This window comes from Mesorhizobium robiniae (assembly GCF_040545535.1).
Lineage (GTDB): Bacteria > Pseudomonadota > Alphaproteobacteria > Rhizobiales > Rhizobiaceae > Mesorhizobium > Mesorhizobium robiniae.
In genome coordinates this window covers 1-17,724 of record NZ_JBEPMC010000014.1, presented here as the reverse complement: position 1 = coordinate 17,724, position 17,724 = coordinate 1, and the positions used below count along the sequence as shown (strand labels likewise).

Sequence of the window (17,724 nt, the reverse complement as noted above, 5' to 3'; positions counted from 1 at the left end):
ATGGACGAGGCCAGCATTGTAACTCACATGAGCCAATCGTTCGTGGTTTTCATGATCTGGGTTCTGCCACCACTCATTGCGGCGGTGGTTGTTGGGCTGGGCATTGGCATCTTCCAGGCGGCGACGCAGATCCAGAATGATTCCTTGCCACTCGCCGTGAAACTTCTGGTCGTTGTTGCCGTCATTGGTCTGTTTTCCCCTGTGCTGAGCGCCCCGCTTATAGAATACACCAACCAGATCTTTGCTGAGTTTCCCGCAATCACATCCAGCTACTAGCCATTCCCATGTATGGCTTGTCACTTTCTGATTCTCAAAGTCTGATCCAGGCCGCCATCGAATTCATCGTTGCGGCTGGACTTGGCGCGTCCCGCGCCGTCGGTATTATGCTGGTCCTCCCGATATTTACGCGATCTCAGATTAGCGGGCTGATCCGCGGCTGCTTGGCTGTTGCGTTCGCACTACCATGCTTGGCGCAGATCAGCGTCGACCTGCAGGCGATTGATCCGGAAACACGTCTTATTCAGGTAACGCTGCTCGGTTTGAAGGAGGTTTTTGTCGGCCTGCTGCTTGGCACGCTGCTCGGCATCCCGCTATGGAGCCTGCAGGCGGCCGGTGAGATTATTGACACCCAGCGCGGCATCACCAGCCAGGTCGCTTCGGACGATCCCGCTACGCGCAGTCAGGCTTCGGCGACGGGAGTTTTTCTCGGCATCACTGCGGCAACGATCTTTGTCGCGTCGGGAGGTCTGGAGGTTATGATCAACAGCCTTTATGGCAGCTATCTGATCTGGCCCGTGTATCGGTTTCAACCCACCCTGACTGCGCAAGGAGCAACGGAATTGATGGGGCTCCTGGACCACATCATGCGCACGACTCTGTTGGTCTCTGGACCTGTGGTGGCCTTCCTACTCCTGGTCGATATATCTGTGATGATAGTCGGGCGCTATGCGCCGCAATTCAAGCCGAGCGATCTCTCCCCGACGATCAAGAATATCGGCTTTCCGATCATCATGGTCACCTACACTGTCTATCTCGTCGAAGGCATGAAATCGGAAATCGTCTGGTCGAACGGCGCGCTGGAGTGGTTTGAGAAGCTGCTGAAATGAGAGAGGTCCTTTGCCAACCAGCGACAAGCAGAGGCCAGGCAGGGGGGTGTTTTTGGATCGTAGGGCATGTCGTCTTGCCATGCTCTCCAGAAAATGCACATCCATGCGTGAGCGGATGCTGGTATCCGCGTCTTCTGGCGTCTTGATGGACCTTCGCGACACATGGGCTTGCCTGTCTGGAGTTGTCGGCGAAGCAGGTCATGACGGCGCGCAAGCGTTTGTTGCAGGCCCATCACCAGCCGACACTGCGGGATTTGCCGCTCTGGTATGTGACGGAAGCGACGCTCGCCTCCGCAGCGAGATGATCCTCGCTTTGGCGGCGGACACGCCCGTCGCCCAGTTCGCCGGTGATTTGGGCGGCGCAGATTTTTCCGGCCCCGGGGAAGGATATGACGATGCGTCCTTCCGGCAGTCGAGCAACGGGGGGCTCGATGCGGCTGGAGAGCTTGGCGATCTGGGCGACGAGGCCTTCGAGTGTGCTGGCACTGACGCGCGAGAGTTCGCCCTTAGCGTCAGCCTCCGTGGCGGTTGGGTTGGGAGTGGAGCAGAGCCGGCCACAATACTGGTTCTGGGCGAGGAATGCGGCCATTCGCTTCTCAGCCAGGCGGCCGGCGCCTTCCGGCGGGTAGCACTGAATGAAAGCCCGCGCGATGGGGCTTGCGATGTCGGCGAACAGGTCGAACGGACCTGGCCAATAGCTTTCGAGCAGGGCGCGGAGCTGAGTGGCGAGCACGACCTTTCTGGCAATGAGATTGTCACGGCCGCGAACCAGCGCGCACAAGGCCTTGATGGCGTCAGATTGTGGCCGAAACGGCGCCAGCCGGTGGCCCTCGATCCGCAGAATGTCGGCGGGGATGCAGGCGTCGCCGGGGTCGCTGCTGGTAGCGTCCGCGCGATAGCGGCGCCGGCACGCCTTGACGACATTGGGGTAGGGCAGGGTGTCGACGAACCCGGCCTCGACCAGCACGTCGACGAGCCCACTGGGCCGCTCGATGGGGATCGGCGTCTCGCCGGGCGTGCGATACCGGCGCAGGCAGGCAGCGAGATCAGCAAGCCCGTCCCGCTCGTGGGCGACGGCAAAGTGATCCAGGCCCCAGCCGGCAGGGTCGACGATACAAACGGCATGGTTCGATCCGCCCCAATCGACACCAACCCAAATGGTCATGGATGCACCTTTGCAAACTGGGGTCGGGTGCCCGGTGCCGGAAGCTGCCCTCACGAGGTGCTGATCAATCGACGCTCTGGGCACATCTTGGTGGAGGTGTCCGTGGCGCATCTTCCTGTAGCCCGTCTGGAGCTCCCGGCCACTGCAAAGCCTCAAGCCTCATTTGGGCCCTCGTGGGGCAAGCAAAGGCCGTCCTCGCGGCGGCGCGGGACCAACGCCCAGTCCGCCCTTGAACGGATTCAGCGCAATCGCGAGGCTGCCTGATGAGCGACACGAGCGAAGAAAAGAAACATCCACCCACACCCAGGAAGCTGAACCAAGCGCGCAAGAAAGGGCAGATTCCAAGCAGCGCCGATTTCGTCCGCGCTGCCAGCACGTGCGCCGGGCTGGGATATCTATGGTTAAAAGCGAGCACCATCGAGGATAAATGCCAGGAAGCGCTTTTACTAACAGACAAGCTGCAAGATATGCCCTTCAACAGCGCGGTTCAGCAGGCGCTGGTCCTTTTTACCGAACTTGCAGTGTCAATCGTTGGCCCATTCCTCGGGATTATTGTCGTCGCAGCAGTTTTATCGGGACTTCTCGCTAATCGTGGATTGGTCTTCTCTTTCGAGCCGATGATGCCGAAATATGAGAAAATTGACCCCTTCAAAGGGCTGAAGCGCATCGCGTCGATGCGCTCTCTAACCGAGCTTGTGAAGACGTTGGTGAAGGTTTTCGTCCTCAGCGCAGTCTTTCTCCTCGTCGTTCTCGGCATGTGGAAGACGATGGTCTATCTGCCGATCTGCGGCATGGGCTGTGTCGGCTTTGTGTTTGCAGAGGTGAAACTGCTGATTGGGATTGCTGCCGGCTTCTTTCTGATCGGCGGATTGATTGATCTCCTGGTTCAGCGCGGGTTGTTTTTGCGCGACATGCGCATGACCGACACCGAGATGAAGCGCGAGCTGAAGGATCAGCAAGGCGAGCCAGAATTGAAACGTGAACGACGTCGCCTCCGCAACGAAATGGCTAGCGAGCTTCCGCTTGGCGTGCATCGCGCCACATTGATCTTGAGAGGGCGCGCGATACTGGTTGGTCTGCGTTACGTCCGTGGCGAGACCGGGGTGCCGGTACTGGTTTGCCGAGGCGAGGGGGAGGCTGCTTCTCAGCTATTTGATGAGGCGCGGGCGCTACGTCTCACCATTGTCGATGATGATGTCCTGGCGCGCCAGCTCATCCCCACGACAAAGCTGGGGGATCCCGTCCCACAGAAGTATTTCGAGCCGGTCGCGAAGGTATTGTATGCCGCCGGCCTAGTTTAGATTAGAAGGATGTTGAATAATTTGCTCTTGGTAACTTGAGGAGCGTGATTGATTGGCTCCAGAGACATTCGCAGATGAACGGGTGACCTCAAGGCGCGGGGCCAGCGGGACTATCCGTTGCGGCGTATTCGGGCGATCATGAACGAGGGGCTGGCGATGTGCGGCGATGTGCGTTGGAGCGGGAATGATTCGGACCCACTCAAACGCCGCCGAAAAAATACGCTAATCTGCGACGTAACGTACTGAAAACAAAAATAACTCACTCCAAAGACAATCAGCGACAATCGGTACGCAGAGATTGGCTGTGAGGGACCGCCTGACGGGTCGCATACATATTGCCCGCCCGAACTTTTCTGAGTACCGTCAACAGTCAATGAGGTTAGTGAGGGCACTTTTTGCCCCATAAGGCATTGAAGAAAAAAGGACTTTCCGCCCGCTGGCGTCCTCACTTCGAGATCGGGGTTTCTATCATGGCCGAATGTACGTCATCAGTGGGAGCGGGGTGATGTTGTAAATATTCTCGTAGAAAAAGCTACCGTGATGGCGTCTTCACGAGCCGCGGAATGTCATCGAAAAGCTGATTTTTTGCCGATGACTCAATGGCGCAGGGCTTTTCAGGCATGGACTGAGATGAGGTCAAAGTCGTGGGTTCATGGCGTTGGTGGATGCAATCTCGTGTCCAGCGCGAAATCCTCTTGGGATCGAAGCGTGTAGAGACCGCTGGCCCTGGCTGGATCAAACACCAAATTCCAACTGTGGTGCGATACCGTACTTGGAATCAGAACAAACATATGCGTTGCGAGTAAAGCATCGCCAAAGTGCTGCTGCCCTGCGCTGGGAATGCCTGGCCTTAGCCAATTGGCATTTGGAATGTCCCCCATGTCCACGACATGAATAGTGGATGGTTCTCTAATTTCAAAAGACGTCAGAACATGGGGAACGGTGTCGAGTGTTCTAAACCCTTTGTGAACGGCGACTTCGAGAATCGCAGTAGACGGATCGATTGAAGCGTAGATTGCCCTAACGCCTCTGCTATTCCATCTTGCACCCAGTTTGAACGAACCCTCGCCACTATCCCAGGTGGACCTGAAACGGTTGTGGTCGAGCCTCCAGCCTATGATCTCTCTATTTCCGAGCAAGCCTGGTAAAGGCGTCATGCATAGACACCGTAGTCTAAACGCTCCAGGAACTCCTGTACGAGCTCGGTGCCGGCCGCAGTAGCCAAAAGATCAATCGGCCTTCGATTATCCAACCCCATCGCAGGCTGAATCATCCACTTCTCGGCCTCATCTTGGGAACCGAGGACAGAGGTAGCTTTTGTCAAAATTCTCGCGAAGTTCCATGTTCTAGAGCTCTGCTCAGTGTTGAGCGTCCTGGAGCGGTCGGATTTGTGTCTTTGGAATGTGCGTTCGCTCATACCGAAAGCCTTCTCGAAGGCATCGGTGGGGTCGATGACGAGGAGATGGGTCACGAGTTTCTCAAGAGCCAAACTCGGAATACCGTGGAGGATTAGTTCGTGAGCTTCGATCTGATTGGATACGGGATGCTTTAGGACGTTCGGCCCGCCAAATAGGTTCACGAGCTCTTCAAACTCGCTTCCGACGCTCGACGCCGCTCTAATTGCCATCAGGGGATTGGTCATGGTCGCTGCTCCGTCATGTGTCGTATTATTTACGACAGGTGGCGCGGGAATTCAAGTGCTGTATAATCTGAGACCCCTGTTCTCTCCAGTTCAATGGGGAGTCCAGAGTTGCATTTCTGGCGAATGGTCATCTCGTGCGACCGGCGCCAGCACATCTCACGCCGCATAGCTATTGATGTTTTCTTGGAGCTTCTCGATTCTTGCAAGTATGGCGTCGAAGGCGGGCGGGCTGTCGTCGAACATCATCGGCGCCATTGCACGATAGTCTGCACGCAGGTCCCTGATCCGCGCCTTGCTCGGTATAAGGCGCAGCGTCCCTGGCCGCGCAGTGTCGTAGCTGGCCCAGCCCGATCGGAAGAAGGTCGCCTTGTGCTTCGCCACTGTCGCCAGAAGGCCGAAATCGCCTGCGGCGGCTTTGCCCTCGTCCGTGTCGAGAAGCATGGCGAGGTCGTAATAGTGTCGTGAGAAATATTGCGGCGTCGCGGATTCAGCGGGGCGATGGGCCTCTGCGTGCAACGCCGTGGCCTTTTCCCAAAAGGTCCGTTGCGCCGCGAGCACGGTGACGACGGCGTCGGGATCTTCGAAGAAGTCGGGATAGTCCTCCGCCGCATAGGAGCGGATGACCTTCTCCTCGGTCGGCCATGGATCGCCGCGCGCGCCGAGTTCGAGCTTCACCCGCGGCGTAATGTAGGCCATGCCCTCATATTCGGCGGCGGGCAGCACGGTCGATAGTGGAAGTTCACGGTCTGCGCGTCGCCTGCGTCGATCTCCAGCGACCAGGCGCCATCGGTAGGTTCGCCGAGTTGCTCCGCGATGGCGGCGCGAAGCCCCGGAAGCAGCTTCTCGGCGATATGCGCCTCGACGTCGCCCACCAGGTCTTCGATGAGTTGAGCCGCTTTCTTCCGGCTGATTCCCTCCTTCTCGGGATCACGGTCGCCGACGTAGCCGAGGTCGGCGCGATCGAAGGACAGATCGATATCTTCGGAGAAGCGGCGGATCGCGCCGAACGCCTTGGAAAGGGACGTGCCACCCTTGAAGACCAAGGTGGCAGCGTCCTTCCCTTGCAGGCCGAAAAGCCGCTTCAAGGTCCAGCAGACCCAGAAGTCCTTTTCGATGATCGTGTCGGCGACCCCTCGACCTGCGCCGGTCTCGCCAAAAAGAGCCGCCCGATCGGTGGCTGGAAGTAGAGCGACCTTATCCATCGAGATCGCCCGACGCTGCGTTTGCGATCGAGACGAGCGTCGGCCGCATCCAGGCGGGTGCTTGGACCGCGGTGGAGGCGAGCGTCTTCTTGTCGCTGGCCGACAGACGACGCGCTGCGATCTGTGCGACGTCGGCGGCACGCACCTGCCCCACATGACGCAGGGCCTGGACGACGGTGCCGGCCGCGCTGCCCGGAGCAATCAGATGCTTGGGCGAGGCGTGACGCAGATCGACCACGCGCTTGCCCAGCACGACTCGGCGGGAGGGGCCATCGGTCAGATAGGTGCTCTTCGCCGGAACCTGAGTCGAGAGGCCGAGCGCGTTCGCCGCGCGCGCGCCAGCCATCTGCACCTGCGAGCCGGTCTCGCGTGCAAGCGCCTGCGCAACGTCGTCCGGAGTTGGAGAAAGCGGCCCGAGCTTGGGATGGACCTTGGGGAAATCATACAGGCCGCGCGCCAGGCGGCGAAGCTTTCCGGTCTTCGCCAGACGGGAAAGGGCTTGGTCGACCGCTGCGCGCGCCGCCACGTCCAGGAAGTCACGAGGCGTGAAGACGCCGCCACGCCCGCCAGCGCGGGCGCGTCGCATGATCCGATCCGGAACTGATGTGACAGTGGCTTTCATGCGTCAGAAAATAGTACATCTTTTTCTGACACTCAAGGGGCGCGGAATGGGGGCGACAACGGTACGTCAGGCCCTTGCGTAGGCTTGCTCTGGGACGTGGGTCGGACGGGCCTCGTTCGGGCGACAAAACGCTGCTATAAGAGGCATGACGGTACTTTTCCGCTGGTAGCGGAGCGGCTCCCAGCCGCTAAAAATCGGTTCTCAGAGGCAATCGACCTCGATAGATACCGAAGCCACACGAAAAACTTTTCGCTGAAAAATATGTTTAAAATCAACAGTGTAGCTTTTTGACGGCCCATGTCGGCTTATTGTCGTCTAAACTGAGAAATTGCGAGTGAAATCAGCTACTTATGGTCAGTTTGAATAATCGAGCGAGGTTTGCCGCGCTGTTTCGCCGATCGGGCGACCTTCGGTCCCGCCCGAGAAGGCTTCGGCCGATGCTGTTGCAGGCATCTACTCGATCCGCTCAGAGCAGCTTTTTATGGAGCAGCAGGAGTATACTTTCTCTTTCGCGGTTCGTCGGCATCGGCGTCGATGATGTACCCGGGGATCACTCGGTGCTCTTCAACAGCTGCGCCCGGCTGCTGGAGGGCGACATCACGGCGAAGGTCCTGGCTGCCGAGCTGGCCCAGACCAGGGAAGGGGCTTCTGTCTACGGATCACGTCTTGGTCGACGGCATGCTGATCGAGGCCTGGGCTTCGATGAAGAGTGTGATGCCGAAGGACAGCTTGGGCGATTCGCCAGCAGAATGCGGCGGCGATGGCCAGAAGCTGTCGAACCAGCCCATGCCGATCCCAACGCTAGGCTCCACCGCAAGGGACAGGGCAAGAAGGCAAGACCGTCCTTCATGGTGGACTTATGGAGAACCGGCAAGCTGCTGGAATGAGTACCCTTGCGGTTTTGCTCAACACCGGCTCTCCACTGAGCCTGCACATAGTTACCGACATCCGCTACTCAAACTCCAATGGCGGACAGCGCTGTAATTTCTGCCGTGGTCGCCCCTACATGCAATGCGATTAGCTCGCGGGCCGCCTACGCCTGAAGGTGGTCCAATTAGTTGCTGCGCATCACAAACCGTTTCGCGCTAGCCAACAACCTTTGCCGCCCGTTTCGCAACCGCTGTCATCAGGGGTGCTTTATCAGCGTGGGTTGTTAAGTTCCTGGTTCTGGTGCGTCCTTGTCCGTGGCGAAGGTCCTGTATTTGGCAACGGGGATAGCGGCACGATCGCCATTGCTTGGCCTGACAGCCGGGTTGTCGAGCAAGTCGCGCGGATCGTTGACCATGACCACCAGATTGTGGCGGGTCGAGCAGCCAAGCGTCTGGTCGAAAGAATTGTCTTTGCCTAACGGGCTGGAAAGCGACGGACACACGGGAGGACTGGCACTGTAGACAATCGCCTCTACTCTTACCGAGACGCCGTCGTTCTGATCAATACTGGGGTCCAGCAGGTGGATGTTGTAAGCGTCGACCCCCATTTTCCTGGCCTGACTGGCTATCTGTGCGCTGGGCCGAGATGGGCCGCTGATAAGGAGTTGGAGCGCGTCGACTCGACCGCGACTGGCACTCGCAATGAAACCACGCAGACGCTGGCGCTCGGCCGCGTGAAGGCCCTGCAACAGCAGGACGTTGTTCTCCTGCCGCACAAGGATCGCTTGTGCCGATGGGTCGACATAGAGCGGCGCGCTGGTTGTGCAGCCAGCTATATTGGCGGTCAGGACTAGAAGGCTTATGATCCTCAACATCATTGGGTGATCGCTATTCGATAATAAAGCCGGCACCGCCGGCGCGACTTGATACGCTGGGGCGAGGAGCACCGTGGCTTGGCGGCGGAGTTGCCAACGAATTTGTCGGAGTGCCCCCCACACCCAAGGGCGACCCGATGCGGTCGGTGGGTGCGCTCATCTGGCTCGGGCTCGATCCAGGCCGTACAATGTAAGGCGTGACGATAATAACCAGTTCCGTTTCCTCTTTTTGGAATGAGGACGAACGGAACAGCGCGCCGAGGACCGGCACGTCACCAAGCCAAGGAAAGGCACTGATATCAGTGTTGACGCTGCGCCTGATCAGCCCGCCGATTGCGAAACTTTGGCCGCTGGCGAGCTCTACAACCGTGTCGGCACGCCGCGTGGAGATGGCAGGCACCGAGATACCATTCATTTGGACGGCTCCTTGTGACGATAGTTCACTGGCCTCCGGCTTTACGCGAATATTGATCTGATTGTTGCTGAGAACGGTCGGTACGAATTCCAGGCTGACGCCGAAGTGCCGGAATTCGACGGAGGCTTGCCCATTGTTCTGCACGACCGGAATGGGAAATTCGCCGCCAGCCAGGAAGCTGGCGGACTCGCCGGACATTGCGGTGAGATTCGGCTCAGCCAATACGGACGCAAGATGCTCCGTGGCGAGCGCATCGAGAACCGCGCTGACGTTGATATTGCCATCGCTGAATCCGATTCCTGCCTTATTGCCGCTGTCGAAACCAGCCTCGTTGCCACTGCTCAACAAGCCGACTTTGAAATTGCCGATTTGACCGAAAGCAGAGAGGTTGACGCCGAGCTTCTTCATGGCGCTACGCGAGACCTCCGCTACGCGCACACTTAGATTAACCTGCAACGACCCGGTGACCTGGATTTTATTGACGATCTGCGCACCGGCGCCGAGAAATTGCTCAGTAATCTTCATTGCGGTGTCGACGACTTCAGCATTGGGTGCCGTACCGCTCAGGACTGCGCCGCGCGGCGTGTAGCTGACGTGGATCGGGTAGTCGCCGGTTTGGGCCCTCAACATGGCGCGCAGGTCCTCGATCGGCTGCGCCACGACAATCTGCAACTGGGCGAGAGCCTCTCCGTTCTCGTCGAGGGCGAACAAGGTCGTCCGCCCGGATTTCTTGCCAAAGACGAAGATGGTTTTGTTCGAGGGTGCCTGATAGTCTGCGATCGTTGGGTCGGCAACAAAAATGCTTGCGGCGGGCGCGGACAGATGAACTGTCTTGCCGAGCGAGGAGGAAAGGTTCAGCGTGCCGCTAATGCTATTAGGAGAGGCATGCGACGTCTCCCCACTGTCATCCTGCTTGACCTGGGCAACGGCAGAAAGTGGAGATAGCAGAATGACCGCGCACAGGAAGTGGCGAAGGCAAGGAAAAACACCCGATTTCAGGGTGTTAATGACGATCGACCGCCGATCGCCACCAGAGTGATTCTTGCGAACGATGTTCAAGGCAGTCATTGCTTTCCAGTTCGATCAACTCGGGCCGATGCCGTCCCAGTCAATTCAAGGATGTAGCCGATGCCACGCGCGGTCTTGATGCGTAGCGTTGCAGCAGACTTGGTCAAATGTCCGCGTAAGCGATAGATTCCGACTTCGAGCGCGTTGGCCGAGACCTCGTGGTTGAACGCATAGACGCTGTCTTCCAGCTGCTCGCGAGGCACGGTTCGGCCTGCGCGGTTGAGCAGATGCTCAAGAATGGACAGTTCGCGGCGCGCGATCTTTAGCGGCCGACCACCAACGCAAACTTGTCGGCTAATCGGATCGAAGGTGAGATTGCCAAATTCAATTATGGGGTCGGTCACCTGTGTTGATCGACGCAGAACGGCTCGCATTCGGGCAACGAGCTCATCACTAGAGACGGGCTTGGGCAGGAAATCGTCTGCGCCACCGTTGAAAATCGCGATTCGCCTGTCGAGATCGTTGAGGTTACTCATGATGATGGCAGGAATTGAATGCCCGTCACGCCTTAACTGCCTCAGCCAATCTAAGCTATCTCCATCCGGCAGGGCGAGCTCTAGCAGGAGTATTTCATAGCTCGCGAAACAAATAGCAGTCGACGCTTCTTCCAGGGTACGAGCCACATCAACGGTGAAACCGCACTCCGCGAGCGCTCCTCGCACCGAGCGCGTAAGATCGGTATGATGATCAACGAGCAGCGTTCGCATTTTCATCTCCTATCAAGGCACGACAAACCATTGGGACGTCACCGTCGGCTGTGAGACCGCGGCGACATGATCAGTCGCGCAACTCGTCGCGTATTCGCCATCATTCTTTCCGATGGATAATCGTCTAAGGCGCAGGCAAGCCGCTCAACCGCAGCACGTTCAGCCAGGAGGCGAAGTCATAGCGACGATCCCTCTGCGGATTCCTTGAAGCGAGAATCCAGTTCGAACCGACGAGAAGCCCGATTTCCGGTGCACCGTCTTCCGCTGACAGCCGCCATAGCCCGGGTATAGCGGCCCCGGAGGCAGGGAACTCGAAATTTCGCTGAAGTGCGTATCATCATGCAGTCTCCGGTCACGCGATCTCGGAAGCGCCGGACACTGTTTCCCACTTGCAATCGAGGGGACGCATAGGACTACGGCACGAGCAACAACATGCAAGAAGTGATCGACCAGTTGACGGGACCGAACATCACCGGCCGCCCAACAAAAAATTCCGCGTGCCACGTCTGCGATTTCTCTACGCATCGATCCTCCTGAGTTCAGCCCTTGCATTCGATAGATCCGGCGGCTCCGTCCAGAGAATCACATTCCATGAGTAGGACGGTTAGCTTTCGAGAAGCTGACGAACCTCCCAACGATTCATTTTGCGGTCGATCGCGAGAAATTTGGGAGGTTCTGGACTTCTTGGGCATGTTGACGAGCGGTTCGCTCCGATCAAAGAAGAGCTTAGTTTTAAAGTAAAAAATGGATTTCTAATTCAGAAATAATTTTGTTCCAATTCATTATCAGGATATCATAAATTCTTGTCCCGGATATCAAGGGTATCTTATTCTTTATCGAGAAAATGAACTCTGCACAGATTGTTTTAGGTGTTCGATCTTGGATGGCAGGATCCAGTCTTCTCTCGCCCATGGCGATTGCCTAATCTTGAGTTAAACGCCTAAGTTTCGCGCCAAACGAATGCAGCTTACGCAGAACAGGAGGAACCTTGGTCACGATGAAAGATGAATTTTGACTGATGCTGGCTACATTAGAAAATTCTCCTCGGACGCAACGCTAACATCGACAACCATCGCGGGTGCCTGCTCATAAGAGTCCTCGTATGCAACCTTCTTATGCAGGCTTCTGCAAAATTGGTAAAATCGATTGTTTCGATGTTTCTCATCCATACTGTGGATGGATAAAGCGTTGCGTTTCAAGGGCTTGATCTGTGATCTCGACACGAATTTCGGGTCCGCAACTTCTGTCACCTCGCGCCCAGACGCCGGGAGATTGGGGGGCTCATGCAAGCGCCGCTGGTCACGCAGCACGAATGCGCCGCCGTTCTGCGTGGACATTGCGGCTACTACTACGGCGGGCAGCCCAATTATCGAGCGCTTGCTTCGGATTGCGCCGCCCGTCTGGTGCTCCGATTTTTACTTCCATTCCCGTCGCCAGGCGACGGTGCCGTTGACCAAGGGCCGCAACCGGATCTGGATCGCGGACGCTAGTGCAAGCCTTATCGCGTCGTTCGCCAGCGGCATCACGGGCGACGGCGCAGCGACACTGAACCCTGGCCAAACGAGGCAGACAGAGGGGCTGATCCCAAAGCTCAAGCTGGTGAAGCCAGATGATATCGCCGCGGAAAGCTCGATCTCCTGCAGGTCGGCCTGATCGGCGCCGCATGCCCCGGGACTTCATCAAGTTTGCATTAGCCCCAATTGTTGGACGCCGTCTGAGAGCCACGCTACCTCTTCGCCCAGCATGTTCACCCGACGCTTGACCTTGCCATGCCTTAGTCAGTGCTGCAGCTGCTGTTGCGGTAGTTGTCGCGTTTGCCAAAGTCGTGTCGGCTGGGTGCAAGTCAGGTTTATGTCAGCGGCGATGGCTATGTACGACGGTCAAAGCGCGACCATTGCCGAAAGGATGGCCAGCCGCGCTCTGGCGAGATCCATGTGTCGCAGTCGGTGGATGGTAGCAATAATCAAATGGATTGGAATGAGCGGCAGCATGGGTTGCCGGAGGGCGTCTGATTTGCCGCAACGGTGAATCATCCTGGCTCGGAGTGTTGTCATGCCGCGAATGCGGACCCTCCACTTGCCTAAATTCAGCCAGCGGAATCCTTGCCCGCGCACTTTTCGCCTGCATTGGAGATAAATTATGACAGGCATTGGCCGATCTGGGAAATCGCACAGTGGGGATGCTGGAGCCGACGGCACATGGGGGCCGAGCAGTTCGCGCCCAGAACCAGCCATTGCCCCTGGAGCAGGCAGTAGATCGTTCAGCTCGATTGTCCAGGGGATACGTCCCGAGCCTCAAGATGAGGGGACGTCCTCCGTTCGCAATCCGCCCCTTACCAGTGAGGCTGTTCGAGACAGGCCTACCAGCTCCTCCACTGCCGCCCGTCGGGCTCCCGGGGCTTTGCCGCGTGCAATAGGGGGGCGGCGTCGTCGTTTTCCCTCACTGCCGGAGGATGAAGCGCCAGGCCGAGAAGAAAGCTCTTTGCATTACGAAGGCGAATCCTGGCTCGCCGATCAAGAAGCCGGGAGCTGGCAAGCAGACGCTCTCCCACCTCGTGGGCAAATCGTGTCCAACCTGGATGCAGGGCCAGGAAAGCGGCGTATCGACGACGTCTCGGCCCAGCATGACCAACACGCAATCTCTGAAACACAACTTAATGTGGCTTTGCATGACATCTATGCCGCGCGCGACATCGGCCGATTCTCACGTGCGGTGGTGGAGCATGACAGGGTGCTGCAAAGAGCGGGGCACGCGAACCACGCAATGTTTCTGCAAAAGGCGGCCGCCCGGTTCGCACGTGACTTTGTCCCAAACTGGGAGAACGATGTCCGCGCCTGGAAATCATGGGGGTACGCCACGACATGCAACGCAGTGAGCCGGGAGGCTGGGGGGCAGGCAGGTATCGAAGCTTGCAGAGCCATGGCAGCTCGGGTGTCGCAGCTTAGTGATGCGCTAGTGAACGAAGTCGAAGGCAAGGCGCTTTCGCTCTTCGCATCATCATTCGGTCGGCATTCCCGGGCAGCGGAATGCCGCAATGGAATGATCAGGATCGCCAAAGTTTGTCGCGACGAAAGCGGGATACTTGAAGAACTCAACAGTCAAAGTCTCGGACTGCTGGTGAACGGCTTCAGCAAGTGGCCCCAGGAAAGCACGCCCCGCCAGGCGACACTTGCAATCGCCGCCGAGATCTGTCGCCGCGCTCGCCAGCTTTCTGATTTTCCTTCGCAGAACCTGTCTACCTTGGTGAACGGTTTCAGCAAATGGGCGGAGCCGAACGCTCGCCAGGCCTTAACAGCAATCGCCGGTGAGGTCCTTCGTCGCTCCCGTCGCCGCAACGTCTGGCTTTCTGATTTTGGACATCAGGAACTGTCCAACATGGTGAACGGCTTCGCCAAGTGGCCGGAGGACTGCCGCGGCGCTTTAGTTGCAATCGCCAGTGAGGTCAGTCACCGCGCTGGCGTCCCCGATGCCCGGTTCTCTGCATTTACTTCGCAGGGATTGGCGAACCTGGTGAACGGGTTCTGCAAATGCCCGGAAGAGGAGGTCTTTTGCCAAGCCACAGTAGCAATCGCGGGCGAGGTGCTCCGCCGCAACCGCCGTGCCCGGCTCTCTGAATTCACTCAGCAGGAAATGGCGAACCTGGTGAACGGGTTCAGCAAGTGGCCGCAAGAGGCAGCGTCTCGCGAAGCCGCAGGCGCGATGGCCGGTGAGGTCCTCCGTCGCGCCGACCGTCAGACCGCCCGGCTCCCTGGTTTTAATCCGCAGCACCTGGCGAACCTGGTGAACGGGTTCAGCAAGTGGCCGCAAGAGGAGTGGGCTCGCCACGTCATCGGAGCGATTGCCGGTCAGGTCGGTCGCCGCGTCGCCCCCGGCGAGTTCGGGCTCTCTGATTTTAATCACCAGGACCTGGCGAACATGGTGAACGGTTTCAGCAAATGGCCAGACGAAGCGGTCTATCGCCAAGCCACAATCAAGATCGCCACAGAACTCTCTCGCCGCGCCCGCGAGCAAGGGCTCGCTGATTTTACTCCGCAGGAGCTGGCGAACCTGGTGAACGGGTTCAGCAAATGTCCGGACGATGCGGACTATCATCAAGCCACAGTCGTGATCGCCCGTGAGGTCATTCGCCGCCGCGCCCAACTCCGTGGTTTTAGTTACCAGAATCTGACGAACCTGGTGAATGGTTTCAGCAAGTGGCCACAACAGGCGAACTGTCGCGATGCAACGCTCGCGATCGCCCGTGAGGTCACGCGCCGTGACGACCCGTTGTCTCATGTTAGTCGCCAGCACCTGTCGAACCTGGTGAATGCCTTCAGCAAGTGGCCGCAAGAGGCCGACTGTCGCCAAGCCACGGTCGCGATCGCCGGTGAAGTGCTTCGCCGTGCCAGTGGGCCGTCTGATTTTACGCCGCAGGACATGGTGGACATGGTGAACGGTTTCAGCAAATGGCCGGAACGGGCGCAGTGTCGCCAAGCCGCGGTCGCGCTCGGCGTTGGGCTCCTTGGCCGTGCCGACCGCGCCGACCGGTTGTCTGATTTTGCTCCGCAGGGACTGGCGAACCTGGCGAACGGTTTCAGCAAATGGTCTGACGGGACCGACTGTCGCGATGCCACGGTCGCGATCGCCGGTGAGGTGCTTCGCCGCGTCGACAAGCTGTCTGATTTTATTCCCCAGCACCTGGCGAACCTGGTCAACGGCTTCGGCAAATGGCCGGAAGCGGTGGAGTGTCGCCAGGCGACGGTCGCGATCGCCGGCGAAGTACTCGGCCGTGCCGATGAGCTCGCTGATTTTATTCCCCAGCACTTGGCGAACCTGATGAACGGGTTCAGCAGGTGGCCGGAAGAAGCGGCGTGCCACCAGGCGATAATGGACATTGCGCGTAGACTGGGCTCCGCAGGCCTGCGCTTCGCAGCATTCACCACACCTGCGCTCAGCACGATCGCCAATGATCTGGCGCGGGAATGCAAGAGGGGAGAGGGCAGCGGAGAGATTACAGAGACCGCCCTGCTGAGGGATAGGCTGCATCAGCTGGCCCATCACCTCCACTATGCCACTGATCGGCTGGAGCGGGCCGACGCTCTGGGCATCACGAACATCTTCAGGGCGCTGGCCAAGGCCCGGCTTTTTGACGATCTCGGTTCGCTGGCACGGGCAGGGTTGGATCGGCTTCAGGAACTGCACCGCGCCCCTGGTTTTGCCACTGAGAACAACCTCGAAAGCATGGGCAATCTCTGCGCCGCTCTGCTGCCGCTGGCGCGCAGCCCGCACAAGCAGCTGCGCTGGCACCGCAGGCAGGCGCTCAACCTGCTGAAGGACATCCAGCCGGTCGTGAAGCACAAGATCGAGGCGCATCTGCAGGCAAGCAATGCCGAGCAGACACGCGGACCGTGCTCCAGCCGTTGTCCCGCCTTGTCGATCTATCAGGTGCTCAAGGCCCGCGCGGTCCTGGAGTCATTGTACCGGCGACCGTATGTCGAGGGCAGGAAGCCCGACTTGCGGATGACCCAGCAACAGCTGCAGCGCGAGACCAGGCAGATCCTGGCCAGCACGCGCAACCTCATCGAAGCCGACCTTTCCAACATGAGCTGGAACGTGATCGCGGAGATCGAGGCCGATAGCCCGGTCGATGCGCTGGACACGTTCATGGCGCACAATGCGGCAACCGTCCAGGCCCAGCATCCAGCGTCCGTCTTCGATGTCCACCAGGTGTTGCAAGCCATGGACCACGAGCCCAGGCCGCCACAGGGCGACGCGGGACTGATGCAGTTGCCGGTGGTGGACATACGGGGGCAGCGCGTGGCCACCGAGCCCGAGACACGCTATTCGGCTTTCCATCGCCTGACCTCGGGAGCCATCAAGGCGGTCGCGGTGCAACTGCCGGGCAAGCCGAGCGCCTTCATGCTGGCGCGGACGGTTACGGTCGAGGGTGTGCCATACCGCATGGACCTGTTTGGCGGCAGCAAGTTGAAAGCACCGCAACCGACGGTGTCGCAGATCGCAGCCCGCAGCCCGGACGCGGCGCCAGCAAGGGCCTCCGGGGGAAAGCTGCTGGCCATTCCCTATGCCGAAACCGCTCCGGGCACGGCGTTCGAGCAGCTATCGCGCGCCTGGGCCCCCTTCAAGGAGGCCTATTATTACACGCAGCGCCGGGGCTTTGCCGCGCCTCCTGCCCTTCAAGGTCTGGGGCCCCACGACTACGCGCTGGAAGGCGCCTTCAAACTGTCGCTGCTGCCGGACCGCCCTGCCAATGAGCAGCATCCCTTCAAGCTGACTGGAAAGGCAGGCCCGATCGCCTTGCGGCCGCATGACGGCTGCGGCTTCATCAAGGCCTCGCTGGCCGCGCGTATGCCAACGGTTCGCCGGGCCGGTCAAACGGGCGATCCCGATCGGGTGGCTGCCTTTGGCGAGGGAAGGAGATCGTCCCTGCCCGCCTTGGCGGCGCAACATTATCCGCGCAGCGAACTGGTGGCGGATGAGGCGCGCGAGAAGGCCAGGACCTGGCTCGAGAGCCAGCAAGGGCGCGCGTTGACGTCCGAAGAGCTGTTTCGCACGGTGACGGCCGGACACATCGACGGTCCGGGCGCGGTCGCCGTGCCGTCCGGTGATGGCCACGTCCATGTGCCGACGCTCAAGAGCGAGACGTTGACGGGCAGGGATGGCGTGCTGATCGGCCGCTCGCCCTATGACAAGCCGAACCTGCGCCCGTTTGCCGCCGGGCAGGTCAGGTCGGCGGTTGACGGGGACCCGACGGC

At 59.1% G+C, this 17,724-nt stretch carries 14 protein-coding genes and 1 pseudogene; 5 read left to right on the top strand and 10 right to left on the bottom strand.

Annotation, left to right across the window (positions count from 1 at the left end):
- Both ABID19_RS29250 and sctT read left to right on the top strand, forming a co-directional pair.
- Window positions 1-276 carry an EscS/YscS/HrcS family type III secretion system export apparatus protein gene (locus tag ABID19_RS29250; protein WP_006205112.1) on the top strand — a complete coding sequence of 92 codons (276 nt, stop codon included), beginning with the start codon at window positions 1-3 and terminating at the stop codon, window positions 274-276.
- Between the two features lie 8 nt (window positions 277-284).
- Entirely contained in the window at window positions 285-1,106 is an 822-nt protein-coding gene (gene sctT / locus ABID19_RS29245) for a type III secretion system export apparatus subunit SctT (protein WP_263806546.1), read from the top strand.
- A gap of 232 nt (window positions 1,107-1,338) precedes the next feature.
- Here the strand turns inward: sctT and ABID19_RS29240 are convergent, their stop codons facing one another.
- Window positions 1,339-2,271: an IS110 family transposase gene (locus ABID19_RS29240; RefSeq protein ID WP_263806545.1), complete on the bottom strand. Its 933-nt coding sequence runs from the start codon at window positions 2,269-2,271 to the stop codon at window positions 1,339-1,341.
- A 263-nt stretch (window positions 2,272-2,534) separates the two neighbouring features.
- On the opposite strand from ABID19_RS29240, the gene ABID19_RS29235 reads away from it, so the two are divergent.
- Complete coding sequence (locus ABID19_RS29235) at window positions 2,535-3,572, top strand: EscU/YscU/HrcU family type III secretion system export apparatus switch protein (protein WP_263806544.1); 1,038 nt, start codon at window positions 2,535-2,537, stop codon at window positions 3,570-3,572.
- A gap of 650 nt (window positions 3,573-4,222) precedes the next feature.
- On the opposite strand, the gene ABID19_RS29230 is transcribed toward ABID19_RS29235, so the two are convergent.
- The 9 genes from ABID19_RS29230 to ABID19_RS29195 all read right to left on the bottom strand — a co-directional run bounded on the left by ABID19_RS29230 (window position 4,223) and on the right by ABID19_RS29195 (window position 10,972).
- Window positions 4,223-4,729 (bottom strand): RES family NAD+ phosphorylase, encoded by a 507-nt coding sequence (locus ABID19_RS29230; protein ID WP_263806543.1) that lies wholly within the window; start codon window positions 4,727-4,729, stop codon window positions 4,223-4,225.
- A complete protein-coding gene (gene parS, locus ABID19_RS29225) occupies window positions 4,726-5,214 on the bottom strand; it encodes a type II RES/Xre toxin-antitoxin system antitoxin (protein WP_263806542.1) in 489 nt (162 codons plus the stop codon). The genes ABID19_RS29230 and parS overlap by 4 nt, the downstream gene beginning before the upstream one ends.
- A gap of 156 nt (window positions 5,215-5,370) precedes the next feature.
- Window positions 5,371-5,910: a nucleotidyl transferase AbiEii/AbiGii toxin family protein gene (locus tag ABID19_RS34395; RefSeq protein ID WP_412177295.1), complete on the bottom strand. Its 540-nt coding sequence runs from the start codon at window positions 5,908-5,910 to the stop codon at window positions 5,371-5,373.
- Window positions 5,886-6,416 (bottom strand): nucleotidyl transferase AbiEii/AbiGii toxin family protein, encoded by a 531-nt coding sequence (locus tag ABID19_RS34390; protein ID WP_412177294.1) that lies wholly within the window; start codon window positions 6,414-6,416, stop codon window positions 5,886-5,888. Before ABID19_RS34390 ends, ABID19_RS34395 begins: the two co-directional genes overlap by 25 nt.
- The gene (locus tag ABID19_RS29215; protein WP_040583658.1) at window positions 6,409-7,002 is read right to left on the bottom strand and encodes a DUF6088 family protein; all 594 of its coding nucleotides are present in this window, start codon (window positions 7,000-7,002) and stop codon (window positions 6,409-6,411) included. Before ABID19_RS29215 ends, ABID19_RS34390 begins: the two co-directional genes overlap by 8 nt.
- Window positions 7,003-7,697: 695 nt before the next feature.
- On the bottom strand, window positions 7,698-7,826 hold the full coding sequence (locus ABID19_RS34385) for a hypothetical protein (protein ID WP_006205123.1): 129 nt from the start codon (window positions 7,824-7,826) through the stop codon (window positions 7,698-7,700).
- 365 nt (window positions 7,827-8,191) lie between these two features.
- Entirely contained in the window at window positions 8,192-8,782 is a 591-nt protein-coding gene (locus ABID19_RS29205; protein ID WP_354494186.1) for a CpaD family pilus assembly lipoprotein, read from the bottom strand.
- 13 nt (window positions 8,783-8,795) lie between these two features.
- Window positions 8,796-10,265: a type II and III secretion system protein family protein gene (locus tag ABID19_RS29200; protein WP_263806541.1), complete on the bottom strand. Its 1,470-nt coding sequence runs from the start codon at window positions 10,263-10,265 to the stop codon at window positions 8,796-8,798.
- On the bottom strand, window positions 10,262-10,972 hold the full coding sequence (locus ABID19_RS29195) for a response regulator (protein WP_006205126.1): 711 nt from the start codon (window positions 10,970-10,972) through the stop codon (window positions 10,262-10,264). The genes ABID19_RS29200 and ABID19_RS29195 overlap by 4 nt, the downstream gene beginning before the upstream one ends.
- 1,176 nt (window positions 10,973-12,148) lie before the next feature.
- Here ABID19_RS29195 and ABID19_RS29190 point away from each other — a divergent pair.
- Window positions 12,149-12,625, top strand: coding sequence for a hypothetical protein (locus tag ABID19_RS29190; RefSeq protein WP_354494181.1), 477 nt, complete (start codon window positions 12,149-12,151; stop codon window positions 12,623-12,625).
- 828 nt (window positions 12,626-13,453) lie between these two features.
- A pseudogene (locus ABID19_RS29185) lies at window positions 13,454-17,724 on the top strand (hypothetical protein); the annotation flags it as partial.

Excerpts from the sequence above, each read along its gene's own strand:
- ABID19_RS29250 (WP_006205112.1), top strand. The coding sequence starts at position 1 with ATGGACGAGGCCAGCATTGTAACTCACATGAGCCAATCGTTCGTGGTT.
- sctT (WP_263806546.1), top strand. The coding sequence starts at position 285 with ATGTATGGCTTGTCACTTTCTGATTCTCAAAGTCTGATCCAGGCCGCC.
- ABID19_RS29240 (WP_263806545.1), bottom strand. The coding sequence starts at position 2,271 with ATGACCATTTGGGTTGGTGTCGATTGGGGCGGATCGAACCATGCCGTT.
- ABID19_RS29235 (WP_263806544.1), top strand. The coding sequence starts at position 2,535 with ATGAGCGACACGAGCGAAGAAAAGAAACATCCACCCACACCCAGGAAG.
- ABID19_RS29230 (WP_263806543.1), bottom strand. The coding sequence starts at position 4,729 with ATGACGCCTTTACCAGGCTTGCTCGGAAATAGAGAGATCATAGGCTGG.
- parS (WP_263806542.1), bottom strand. The coding sequence starts at position 5,214 with ATGACCAATCCCCTGATGGCAATTAGAGCGGCGTCGAGCGTCGGAAGC.
- ABID19_RS34395 (WP_412177295.1), bottom strand. The coding sequence starts at position 5,910 with ATGGCCTACATTACGCCGCGGGTGAAGCTCGAACTCGGCGCGCGCGGC.
- ABID19_RS34390 (WP_412177294.1), bottom strand. The coding sequence starts at position 6,416 with ATGGATAAGGTCGCTCTACTTCCAGCCACCGATCGGGCGGCTCTTTTT.
- ABID19_RS29215 (WP_040583658.1), bottom strand. The coding sequence starts at position 7,002 with ATGCGACGCGCCCGCGCTGGCGGGCGTGGCGGCGTCTTCACGCCTCGT.
- ABID19_RS34385 (WP_006205123.1), bottom strand. The coding sequence starts at position 7,826 with ATGGGCTGGTTCGACAGCTTCTGGCCATCGCCGCCGCATTCTGCTGGC.
- ABID19_RS29205 (WP_354494186.1), bottom strand. The coding sequence starts at position 8,782 with ATGTTGAGGATCATAAGCCTTCTAGTCCTGACCGCCAATATAGCTGGC.
- ABID19_RS29200 (WP_263806541.1), bottom strand. The coding sequence starts at position 10,265 with ATGACTGCCTTGAACATCGTTCGCAAGAATCACTCTGGTGGCGATCGG.
- ABID19_RS29195 (WP_006205126.1), bottom strand. The coding sequence starts at position 10,972 with ATGCGAACGCTGCTCGTTGATCATCATACCGATCTTACGCGCTCGGTG.
- ABID19_RS29190 (WP_354494181.1), top strand. The coding sequence starts at position 12,149 with ATGGATAAAGCGTTGCGTTTCAAGGGCTTGATCTGTGATCTCGACACG.